A 10,536-nucleotide genomic window follows, 5' to 3' on the forward strand; every position below is an offset into this window, starting at 1 on the left:
GGCGTGGGCACCATCCGCAAGGTCGGCGTGATCGGCGCCGGCCAGATGGGCAATGGCATCGCGCATGTCTGCGCGGCGGCCGGCTTCGAGGTCAAGCTCAACGATATCAGTCGCGAGCGCATCGAGTCGGGGCTGGCCACGATCAACGGCAACCTGGCCCGGCAGGTCGCCTCCGGACGCATCACCGAGGAGACGCGGCAGAAGGCCCTGTCGCTGATCACGGTGGCACCGACCCTGGCCGATCTCGGCGATGCTGATCTCGTGATCGAGTCGGCGGTGGAGAACGAGGAAGTCAAACGCAAGATCCTCCGCGAGCTCTGCCCGCTGCTCAAGCCCGAGGCGATCCTCGCCACCAACACGTCCTCCATCTCGATCACGCGTCTTGCGGCGGCGACCGACCGGCCGGAACGGTTCATCGGCATCCACTTCATGAATCCGGTGCCGGTGATGGAGCTGGTCGAACTGGTCCGCGGCATCGCCACCGAGGACTCGACGTTCGAGACTGCCCGCGCCTTCGTCGAACGGCTCGGCAAGACCATCGCGGTGTCCGAGGATTTTCCGGCCTTCATGGTCAACCGCATCCTGCTGCCGATGATCAACGAGGCGATCTACACCCTCTACGAGGGGGTCGGATCGGTCGAGGCGATCGACACGGCGATGCGGCTCGGCGCGCGGCATCCGATGGGACCGCTGGAGCTTGCCGACTTCATCGGCCTCGATACCTGCCTGTCGATCATGCAGGTCCTCTACGAAGGCCTTGCCGATTCCAAGTATCGTCCGTGTCCGCTGCTGGTGAAGTACGTCGAGGCGGGTTGGCTCGGCCGCAAGACCCAGCGCGGCTTCTACGACTATCGGGGCGAGAAGCCGGTTCCCACCCGCTGATGACCGTCGCCCGTCGCCTGCGGGCGCGGCGCCGATTAACCACACCGCTACACCTCGGGTTAAGCTGTGCCGCCTAGCGTGCGGTCGAGAGGCCGTGGAGGGCCACCGCATGGATCCCGCGATCGCCGTATCGGCCATCATCGCCCGTCACCGCGCCGATGCGGCGATGGCGGTGGCCGCGAAGATGAAGGACATGAACATGGCGGCCGCACAGCGCCTGCTGGAGACCGTGTCGGACAGTGTCGCCGAGCTCGAGCAGGCAGCGACCGACATCGTCCGCGGCGCCGGCCAGATCCTCGACATCTCCGTGTAGTTAACCCGACCTTCACGAACCCTCCGGCACGGTCTGCGCCGGAGGTGCAGGTCCATGAAGATCGGCGGCAAGTTGTACCTGGCCGACCAGCAGCGTGTGGCACGCAGCCGCGGCTATCGCCAGCAGCTCAACCGTCGGGCCGTGGAAACCAACATGGACGCTGTCCGGAATCTGAGCCAGTCCGTGTTCCAGACGAACGTCTCGGCGGCGCAGGAATCGACGATGCTGACGATGCAGACAGCATTGAAGCGGATCAGTTCCGACACGCAGGCACGCTATCAGCAGCTGGTCAAGCGCTACGAGTCGCTGTCACAGTCAGCTGCGTCGAAGACGACGACCAGCACCCAGGCCTGAGCCCGACCGGCTTGTCAGGGGGATCCCGTCACGACCCCGATCAGTGCCTTTGCATCTGCCGAATCCCATTCGGCCGGACCCGCCATGTGGCCGATCAGACACCCCTCGGCATCGACAAGGAGCGTCGTCGGCAGGCCGAACGCCTTGCCGGCCTTCTTCAGGTCGCGGAAGACGGCGGTCGAATGGTCGGCATAGAAGCCGAGATGGGTGACGCCGACCTCCTTGAGGAACTTCATCGGCTTCTCGGCACCGCCGGTGTCGATGTTGATGGCAACGACCTCGAACGCCTCGCCACCGAGATCGGCCTGCAGCCGGTCGAGCGCCGGCATCTCGTGGCGGCAGGGCGCGCACCAGGTCGCCCAGAGATTGACGAGCACAGTCCTGCCAGCCCATTCGGAGAGCGAGCGGCGTTTTCCGTCGGCGTCGGTGAAGGTCAGAGCCGGCGCGGGCTCTGGCTTCTCGGAGACCATCAGCGCCGCCACGTCGCCGGTCGCCAGCGGGCCGGCGGCAGCTGCGATCGCCTGCGACGCCGTGCAGGTCGCCGCCACGGCGTTGCCATCGCGGCCAGCGATCCCGTATACCGCTGCGGCGGCAATGACCGCCGCGGCGATGGCGGTGGGGATCAGGATCCGCCGCCTGCGGCTGGTTGTCGTCGGGGTTCCTTCGTCCATTCCGGTCTTCCTTCGCCCGGCCCCATGGGAGCGCGAGCATGAGCAACAAGATGTGGGGCGGCCGCTTCGCCTCCGGTCCCGACGCGATCATGGAGGCGATCAACGCCTCGATCGATTTCGACCGGCGGCTGCACACCCAGGACATCGCCGGCTCCAAGGCGCATGCGGCGATGCTTGCCGAGGTCGGCATCCTCTCGGCCGAGGACGCGGCCGCGATCGCCGATGGTCTAGACGCGATTGCCGCCGAGATCGAGTCGGGAGCATTCACATTCTCGAAGGCGCTGGAGGACATCCACATGAACGTGGAGTCCCGCCTCGCCGAGCTGATCGGTCCCGCCGCCGGCCGGCTGCACACCGCCCGCTCGCGCAACGACCAGGTGGCGACGGACTTTCGGCTTTACGTCCGGGACGCCCTCGACCGACTTGATGTCGCGCTCGCCACCCTGCAAGAGGCACTTGCGTCCAAGGCCCTGCAGCATTTCGACGCGGTGATGCCGGGATTCACCCATCTCCAGGCCGCCCAACCCGTCACCTTCGGCCACCATCTGCTCGCCTATGTGGAGATGCTGGCCCGCGACCGCGGCCGCATGGCGGATGCGCGCCGGCGCCTGAACGAATGTCCGCTCGGCGCTGCGGCGCTCGCAGGAACCTCGTTTCCGATCGACCGGTTCGCGACGGCGGCCGCGCTCGGCTTCGACCGGCCGATGGCCAATTCGCTGGACGCCGTCTCCGACCGTGACTTCGTGCTGGAGGCGCTTGCCGCCCTGTCGATCATGGCGGTGCATCTGTCGCGCTTTGCCGAGGAGGTCATCATCTGGTCATCGGCCCAGTTCGGCTTCGTCAAGCTGTCGGATGCCTGGACCACCGGCTCGTCCATCATGCCGCAGAAGCGCAATCCCGACGCCGCCGAACTGGTGCGCGCCAAGCCCGGCCGCATCTTCGGCGCGCTGATCGGCCTGCTGACCGTGATGAAGGGGCTGCCGCTCGCCTATTCCAAGGACATGCAGGAGGACAAGGAACCATTCTTCGATGCCCTTGACGCCGCCGAACTGATGGTCGCGGCGATGACGGGGATGGTGCGCGACATGGAACCGGTGCGCGAACGGATGCGCTGCGCTGCGGGCGCAGGCTATTCGACCGCCACAGACATTGCCGACTGGCTGGTACGCGCGCTCGGCCTGCCGTTCCGCGAGGCGCACCACATCACCGGGCGCATCGTCGCGCTGGCGTCGGAAACCGGCCGCGAGCTCGATGAGCTGACGCTTGACGAACTCCGCGCCATCGAGCCGCGCATTACCGCGGATGTGTTCGGCGTCCTCGGCGTCGAGAACTCGGTGAAGAGTCGGACCAGCTTCGGCGGCACCGCGCCTGAGAATGTGAGGGCTCAGGCCGAGGCCTGGCTGCAGCGGTTGCGCGGTTAGATCGCAGGGGCGTCGCGCGGACTCGATGACCCTCCCAGACTTTCCGTATCGTTGCATGTCCTGACGGAGGACCGGCTTGCGCCGATCCGGGATCGGGAAGACACGATGCAAGATCGTTGCAGGGTCCGATCCCGGCTCTGCGGCCAGCCTTCGGCCGGATGAGGATGTCGCGATCTTCCCTGTCGTGATGCGCAGCCATGGCAACTCTCGACATTCGGCCGCCGTGGCGCTAGCAACGCGATGACTTTCCCACCGGCGACCATCCAGGAATCGGCGAACAATCATGGCCTCGTACAATCTGCTCCTGTTGCCCGGCGACGGCATCGGCCCCGAAGTCATGGCCGAGGTCGAGCGGGTGATCCGCTGGCTCGACGCGAATTCCGGCGTGCATTTCGAGACCGAGACCGATCTGGTCGGCGGTTCGGCCTATGATGTCCACGGCGTGGCGATCACGGACGAGACGATGAAGACCGCCATGGCAGCCGACGCGGTGATCTTCGGCGCGGTCGGCGGACCGAAATGGGATGCCGTGCCCTATGAGGTGCGTCCCGAGGCCGGGCTGCTGCGGCTGCGCAAGGACCTCGAGCTGTTCGCCAATCTCAGGCCGGCGATCTGCTATCCGGCGCTCGCGGACGCCTCGAGCCTGAAGCGCGAGGTTGTCGAGGGGCTCGACATCCTGATCTTGCGTGAACTGACGGGCGGCGTCTATTTCGGCGAGCCGAAGGAGATCGTCACGCTCGAGAACGGCGAGAAGCGCGCCGTCGACACCCAAGTCTACACCACCCACGAGATCGAGCGCATCGCCCGCGTCGCCTTCGAGCTGGCGCGTGCCCGACGCAACAAGGTCACCTCGATGGAGAAGCGCAATGTGATGCGCTCGGGGGTACTGTGGAACCAGGTGGTGACGGCGGTCCACAAGGCCGAGTATCCGGACGTCCAGCTCGAGCACATGCTGGCGGATGCGGGGGGCATGCAGCTGGTACGCTGGCCCAAGCAGTTCGACGTCATCGTCACCGACAACCTGTTTGGCGACATGCTGTCCGATGTCGCCGCAATGCTGACCGGCTCGCTCGGCATGCTGCCGTCGGCCTCGCTCGGTGCGCCCGACCCGGCGACAGGCAAGCGCAAGGCGCTCTACGAGCCGGTACATGGCTCGGCGCCGGACATCGCCGGCAAGGGCATCGCCAATCCGATCGCGATGATCGCCTCGCTCGGCATGGCGCTGCGCTATTCCTTCGACATGGGCGAGGCCGCCGATCTGGTGGACGGCGCCATCGCCGACGTGCTCGCCTCGGGGACACGCACTGCCGATCTTGCCGCCAAGGGGCAGAATTCGGTCAGCACCAGGGAGATGGGCGAGGCGATCGTCAAGGCGATGGCGAAGCGGGCGGGCTAACCTGTCCGGCGCGGCCCGGTCAGCAGCGGCGCGTAGAGGATGACGAACAGGGCGAAACCCGCCGTCCAGGCCGCGCCCGCCACGGTCATCAGCAGGACGGCGACGTCGGCCAGGAATGCTGCCGCGATCCGGCTCAGCGCGGCGACGGCGACCAGCATGTAGATCGCGACGGTGCCGGGCGGCGCCGTGAGCTGGCGGCCGGTGTGACCCCGCGTCGCCCGTGTCATCACGGCGAGCGTCATCAGCCCAATCGCACCGGCGGTCCAGGCATGCATCGCAGCGACATCGCCGACATAATCGACCGACCATGCGCCCAGTGCGGCAATCAGGAAGCCGAGCGGAATGAAGGCGTAGGCAACGTGCAGCACCGTGACCAGCGGCTCCCTCAGCGTGCGGTCGCCGGCCCAGCGCGCGAGCCGCGCCATGTGCGCGAGGCCGGCGGCGGCGAGGATGGCGGCAAGCCAGCCGCCTGCCTCGGGCATTGCCGGCAGCGCCGCCCAGCCGGCGAGCGCCACCGCCGCGACCAGGCTCGCCGCCACGTCGAACCGGCCGAATGGCACCGGCTCGCGTCCCGGGTTCTCGCGCCTCAGCCAGTTGGCGGTGAAGCTCGGAACGATCCGACCGCCGATCAGGATGATCAGCATGATGATCGCGGCAATCGCGATGCGCGGACCATAGACTGCCGCCGCGCCGCCGGCCGCCTCGACGAGGAACACGATCTGCCCGGCCATCAGCACCGCGACGACGCCGAGCACCCTGAGGTTGCGTAGATTGCGGCCGGCGATGATTTCGCGAGCGAGTGCTCCGATCAGCACGGTCGGGAAGACGAGCGTTGTGATTGCCGTGACCGCGAAACCGATCTGGGCGGACAGTGCGACGGCGATCCGGCCGAGCAGCCACAGGCCGACGAGACCCGCCAGCGGCCAGCCGACGACCGGCAGCCGTCCCGTCCAGTTCGGCACGGCCGTCAACAGGAAGCCGGCCACCACCGCCCAGACATAGCCGAACAGGAGTTCGTGGGCGTGCCAGGCGAGCGGCGGGAACGCGCTCGGGATGTCGATCGCGCCCCGGTACCAGAGAACCCAGAGCACCATGACGAGCGCGGCCTCAACCCCTGCCAGCAGGAAGAACGGCCGGAAGCCGTAGCTCAGCACGGCCGGCCCGCGCCAGTCGCGCGATCTCGGCATGGTGCTGGCGCCGGCGGCGGGCATGGCGATCGAGCTCCGGTGACGTCGTTCGGACCAATCTGTCGCGATGGCCGGCACGCGACCATCCGGGAAACTGCGTAGAACCCGTTGCCATCGCAAGGCCAAGGCACGACGCTGCGTCGCGTCGTCCCGTGAAGGAAACCAAATGACCCGCCTGTACGAGAGCCAGGGCTACAGGGTGCGGATGCGCATCGCGGCAAGCGTGCTCGTCGGGCTCATCGTGCTCGGGCTGTGGTACATCCTGTTCCAGGCGCTCGCCGCTGGCGGGCACCGACAGACGGGCGCATGTCCAGGGCCGGACAGTACATTGACAAACCGCGCCGAATGGTGTTCCGCATAGCCGCTTGGCGCGGCCATGTCGGTTGCGCGGAAGGATCGTTCCGATGGCTGTCGCCGTCACGACGAAAGCAGCGAAGAAAACCGGGACCGGCACCACCGGCGCCTGACCGTTCGCTCGACCCGGTTCCTCTCCCCGGCGGGGCGAGGGAACGGACCCGATCCCGGCGGGCGGCCGGGGCGGGTTACCGGCGGGGAGAGCGGGGCAAACGTTCCCCAGGAGATCAGAGATGGGCTATTCGGTCGCCGTCGTCGGCGCCACGGGAAATGTGGGCCGGGAAATGCTCAACATCCTCGCCGAGCGGGACTTCCCCGCCGATGAGGTTCATGCGGTTGCCTCGCGCCGCTCGCTCGGCACCGAGGTCTCGTTCGGCGACCGCAAGCTGAAGTGCAAGGATCTCGAGCAGTTCGATTTCTCGGGTGTCGACTTCTGTCTGATGTCGGCCGGCGCGGCCGTATCCAGGGAATGGTCGCCCAGGATTGGCGCCAAGGGTTGTCTGGTCATCGACAATTCCTCGGCCTTCCGCTACGAGTCCGACGTGCCGCTGATCGTGCCGGAGGTCAATGCCGACGCGGTCGCCGGGTTCCGCAAGCGCAACATCATCGCCAACCCGAACTGCTCGACCGCCCAGCTCGTCGTGGCCCTGAAGCCGCTGCACGATGTCGCGAAGATCCGGCGCGTGGTGGTGGCGACCTATCAGTCCGTCTCCGGTGCCGGCAAGGAGGCAATGGACGAGCTGTGGACGCAGACGCGCGGCATCTTCGTCACCGATTCCCCCGAACCGAAGAAGTTCACCAAGCAGATCGCTTTCAACGTCATTCCCCACATCGACGTCTTCATGGAAGACGGCCAGACCAAGGAGGAATGGAAGATGGTGGTGGAGACGAAGAAGATCCTCGATCCGAAGATCCGTCTGACCGCCACCTGCGTGCGCGTTCCCGTCTTCGTCGGGCATTCGGAGGCGGTCAACATCGAGTTCGAGACGCCGATCACCGCTGACGAGGCCCGCGAGATCCTGCGCACCGCGCCGGGTGTGCTTGTCGTCGACAAGCGCGAGAACGGTGGCTACGTGACACCGGTCGAATGCGTCGGTGACTATGCGACCTTCGTGTCGCGCATCCGCGAGGACCCGACGGTCGAGAACGGGCTCAACCTGTGGGTGGTCTCCGACAACCTCAGGAAGGGCGCGGCGCTCAACACCGTCCAGATCGCCGAGACGGTGATCAATCGGGGGCTGTTGAAGAAAGCGGCGTGAAGCCGTCCACTGGCGGAACGGCCCTGTCGGGTGCCGCCGGATTCAGGGGGCACCGGATCGGGCACCTGCCGCCCGGACCCCCGCTCCGTGCCGCGTCAGCCGGTCGGACTGTACGCGCGGCCACCGCGGCAGGGACGCTGCACTCCGCTCCATCCCGCCCCTGTCACGCCCGTCCGCTTCGCCCTTATCGCTGCCGAGCTTCCTCGCCCTGTGACAGTGCGTCGACCTCCCTGGTCAGCAGGCGTATCTCGCGGCGCAGCGCCCGAACCTCCTCGCTAAGCGCCACCAGGTCGTCGTGCCGCTGCCGTTCGGCGGCGCGCGCCTCGTCCTCGTGCGCGCTCTGCATCGAATTGACGATGATCGCGACGAACAGGTTCATCACCGCGAAGGTGGTGACCAGGATGAACGGAACGAAGAACACCCAGGCGTAGGGATAGGCCTCCATCACCGGCCGGACGATGCCCATCGACCAGCTTTCCAGCGTCATGATCTGGAACAGCGAGTAGAGTGAGGCGCCGACGGTGCCGAACCAGTCAGGAAAGGACTGGCCGAACAACTTCGTGGCCATGACCGCGAAAACGTAGAAGACGAGGCCGAGCAGGGCGATGACCGTGCCCATCGGCGGAATTGCGCCGACCAGCGCCTGCACCACCTTGCGCATCGTCGGTACCATCGAGATGAGGCGCATGACGCGCAGGATGCGCAGCGCCCGGAGCACCGCGAAGCCTTCCGTCGCCGGCACAAGCGCGATCGCCACGACCGAGAAGTCGAAGATGTTCCAGCCGCTGCGGAAGAAGCCGAACCGGAACGCATAGAGCTTCAGCGCGATCTCGACCACGAAGACCGTCAGGCACATCAGGTCGACGGTCACCAGCAGCGGTCCGGCCACCGCCATCGCCACCTGCGAGGTCTCGAGGCCAAGCACGATCGCATTGAGCACGATGACAGCGACGATGGCATGCTGGAACCGGTCGGATTCGACCAGCGTGCCAACCCGATGACGCAGGCTGGAGAGGTCTGGGAGGGCCATGTGGTGTCGAAATTCCCCCGATGGTGCGCCACTAGCTGGGAAGGCGGTTGCCGATTCGCAAGCCTGCTTCAGGTGGCGGCGGTCGCGGTGCCCACCGTGACGAAGTGGCCGGTCTGCGGATCCAGGATCCGCAGCTCGCCGGTGGCAATGCCGAAATGGGCGCCGTGCAGGGCGAGATCGCCGCGTTCGACCCGGTCGCGGACGAACGGAAAGGTCAGCAGATTGGCGAGCGACCGGCGTACCGACACCTCCTCGACTGCGCGCTGGATGTCGGCTTCGGCCATGCCGGGGTCGAATTCCCGGGCTTCGCTCTGCGAGCCGCGCAACAGGTCGATCCACGGCCCGATGAAGTCGCCGCGAATCTCGTCGCGCTCGCGACCACCGATATAGGCGGCAATGCCGCCGCACAGCGAGTGGCCGAGTACCACCACGTCCGGGACGAGCAGGTGGCGCACGGCGTACTCGATGGCGGCGCTGGTCGAATGATGGAGGTCGTCGGGCGCGTAGGGGGGTACGATGTTGGCGACGTTGCGCACCACGAACAGTTCACCCGGCCCGGTCGAGAAGACTGTCTCGGGGGCTGCCCGGGAGTCGCAGCAGCCGATGACCAGCGCGCGCGGCGCCTGGCCGAGTCGCGCCAGCTGCGCGAGGCGTCGCCGCTCCTCAGGCAACCGGCTGTCCAGGTAGCGACGGTAGCCGTCGATCAGATCGGCAGGGAATGTCGGCATCGGCCTGGTCCTCAGGCTTGAGGTCGGGGGCGGGCGGCGGCCCGCGCCCGTTCATAGACCAGCCCTGCGGCGCGGTGAACACCCCTGCAGGGCGTGTCGCGGACGCGGCGACGCGCTACGCGCGGATCGCCATCTCGAGGCCGAAGGCATCGCGCGGCGGCTCCTCCGGCCAGCAGCGCGCGATGCCGCGCGCCAATCTGCCCGCCGTCCAGAAGCAGGCACAGGCATCGAGGAAATCGTCCATTGCCGCGCGCGCCGGCAGCTTGCGGACACGCTCCAGCAGGGATGGCGGCAGACCGGCGCGGGCGAGCAGCTCGAGCCGCTCGGCGAGGCCGGCAGGGTTCGGTTGGCCGCGGATCTTCTTCGGCAGACGCGCCGGCTGGTCCGCATTCATCGCGGCGAAGCAGACTTCCGGATGCGTCTCGAAGACCCGGGCGCGCAGGTCGGGCCGCGACCGCAGCAACGCATCGATCTCGCGGATCCGCGGAAACAGGGCGAAGGTCTGGCGCGACACCTTGCGGGGCGGCGTCGAGCGCGCGGCGGCCTCCTCGCAGGCGCGGCGGTAGTCCTCCTGCATGACGGCAAGGCGTGCAGGGGTCGTGAACACGCTCGACTGGCGTTCGCCGAGCAGCCGCCGCACCGCCACCTCGCATGCCCGCCCCGGACCCTCGAGGCGATCCGGGAGCCCGATCGGCATGTCAACGGCGATCGTGGCGGGCGCGTCGGGCAGATCGCAAATGGCGCTGAACGCCGAGACGACATGGACGCCGGCTGCGCCCGGATCGTCGGGATCCCCTACGATCGCGATCCAGCCGCCGGGGCATCCGTCGACTCCGGCGACGATGTGGCTTGTAACACTTCCACTCATCGGTGCGATCCTCGGCTAAGGTGAAGCACCGGTTGCTGGGAGAGGGTCGCCGCAGCGTGGTCGGGGGTTGTTC

Annotated in this window: 12 protein-coding genes; 7 read left to right on the forward strand and 5 right to left on the reverse strand. The window is 67.4% G+C overall.

Annotated elements, in window-relative coordinates; translation table 11 throughout:
- Positions 1-45: 45 nt before the first annotated feature.
- From EDC22_RS17310 to EDC22_RS17320, 3 genes are all read left to right on the forward strand, one after another.
- Positions 46-882 carry a 3-hydroxybutyryl-CoA dehydrogenase gene (locus tag EDC22_RS17310; protein WP_245499827.1) on the forward strand — a complete coding sequence of 279 codons (837 nt, stop codon included), beginning with the start codon at positions 46-48 and terminating at the stop codon, positions 880-882.
- Between the two features lie 109 nt (positions 883-991).
- Positions 992-1,195 carry a hypothetical protein gene (locus EDC22_RS17315; protein WP_132807941.1) on the forward strand — a complete coding sequence of 68 codons (204 nt, stop codon included), beginning with the start codon at positions 992-994 and terminating at the stop codon, positions 1,193-1,195.
- 54 nt (positions 1,196-1,249) lie between these two features.
- Positions 1,250-1,549, forward strand: coding sequence for a hypothetical protein (locus EDC22_RS17320; protein ID WP_132807942.1), 300 nt, complete (start codon positions 1,250-1,252; stop codon positions 1,547-1,549).
- A 14-nt stretch (positions 1,550-1,563) separates the two neighbouring features.
- Here EDC22_RS17320 and tlpA read toward each other — a convergent pair whose 3' ends face one another.
- A complete protein-coding gene (gene tlpA / locus EDC22_RS17325; RefSeq protein ID WP_132807944.1) occupies positions 1,564-2,220 on the reverse strand; it encodes a thiol:disulfide interchange protein TlpA in 657 nt (218 codons plus the stop codon).
- Between the two features lie 38 nt (positions 2,221-2,258).
- On the opposite strand from tlpA, the gene argH reads away from it, so the two are divergent.
- Together argH and leuB are read left to right on the forward strand one after the other, a co-directional pair.
- Entirely contained in the window at positions 2,259-3,641 is a 1,383-nt protein-coding gene (gene argH / locus EDC22_RS17330) for an argininosuccinate lyase (protein WP_132807946.1), read from the forward strand.
- A gap of 283 nt (positions 3,642-3,924) precedes the next feature.
- A complete protein-coding gene (gene leuB, locus EDC22_RS17335; protein WP_132807948.1) occupies positions 3,925-5,037 on the forward strand; it encodes a 3-isopropylmalate dehydrogenase in 1,113 nt (370 codons plus the stop codon).
- Here leuB and EDC22_RS17340 read toward each other — a convergent pair.
- Complete coding sequence (locus EDC22_RS17340; RefSeq protein WP_132807950.1) at positions 5,034-6,248, reverse strand: NnrS family protein; 1,215 nt, start codon at positions 6,246-6,248, stop codon at positions 5,034-5,036. The genes leuB and EDC22_RS17340 overlap by 4 nt on opposite strands.
- A 142-nt stretch (positions 6,249-6,390) precedes the next feature.
- On the opposite strand from EDC22_RS17340, the gene EDC22_RS17345 reads away from it, so the two are divergent.
- Both EDC22_RS17345 and EDC22_RS17350 read left to right on the forward strand, forming a co-directional pair.
- Positions 6,391-6,585, forward strand: coding sequence for a hypothetical protein (locus EDC22_RS17345; RefSeq protein WP_132807952.1), 195 nt, complete (start codon positions 6,391-6,393; stop codon positions 6,583-6,585).
- Positions 6,586-6,811: 226 nt separating this feature from the next.
- Positions 6,812-7,837 (forward strand): aspartate-semialdehyde dehydrogenase, encoded by a 1,026-nt coding sequence (locus EDC22_RS17350; RefSeq protein ID WP_132807954.1) that lies wholly within the window; start codon positions 6,812-6,814, stop codon positions 7,835-7,837.
- Between the two features lie 184 nt (positions 7,838-8,021).
- Here EDC22_RS17350 and EDC22_RS17355 read toward each other — a convergent pair whose 3' ends face one another.
- The 3 genes from EDC22_RS17355 to EDC22_RS17365 all read right to left on the reverse strand — a co-directional run bounded on the left by EDC22_RS17355 (position 8,022) and on the right by EDC22_RS17365 (position 10,463).
- Complete coding sequence (locus EDC22_RS17355) at positions 8,022-8,867, reverse strand: ion transporter (protein WP_132807956.1); 846 nt, start codon at positions 8,865-8,867, stop codon at positions 8,022-8,024.
- 68 nt (positions 8,868-8,935) lie between these two features.
- Entirely contained in the window at positions 8,936-9,595 is a 660-nt protein-coding gene (locus EDC22_RS17360) for a carbonic anhydrase (RefSeq protein ID WP_132807957.1), read from the reverse strand.
- A 115-nt stretch (positions 9,596-9,710) separates the two neighbouring features.
- Positions 9,711-10,463, reverse strand: coding sequence for a DUF429 domain-containing protein (locus tag EDC22_RS17365; protein ID WP_132807958.1), 753 nt, complete (start codon positions 10,461-10,463; stop codon positions 9,711-9,713).
- Between the last annotated feature and the right edge of the window lie 73 nt (positions 10,464-10,536).

The sequence above is a fragment of the Tepidamorphus gemmatus genome (genome assembly GCF_004346195.1).
GTDB classification, from domain to species: Bacteria; Pseudomonadota; Alphaproteobacteria; order Rhizobiales; family Tepidamorphaceae; genus Tepidamorphus; species Tepidamorphus gemmatus.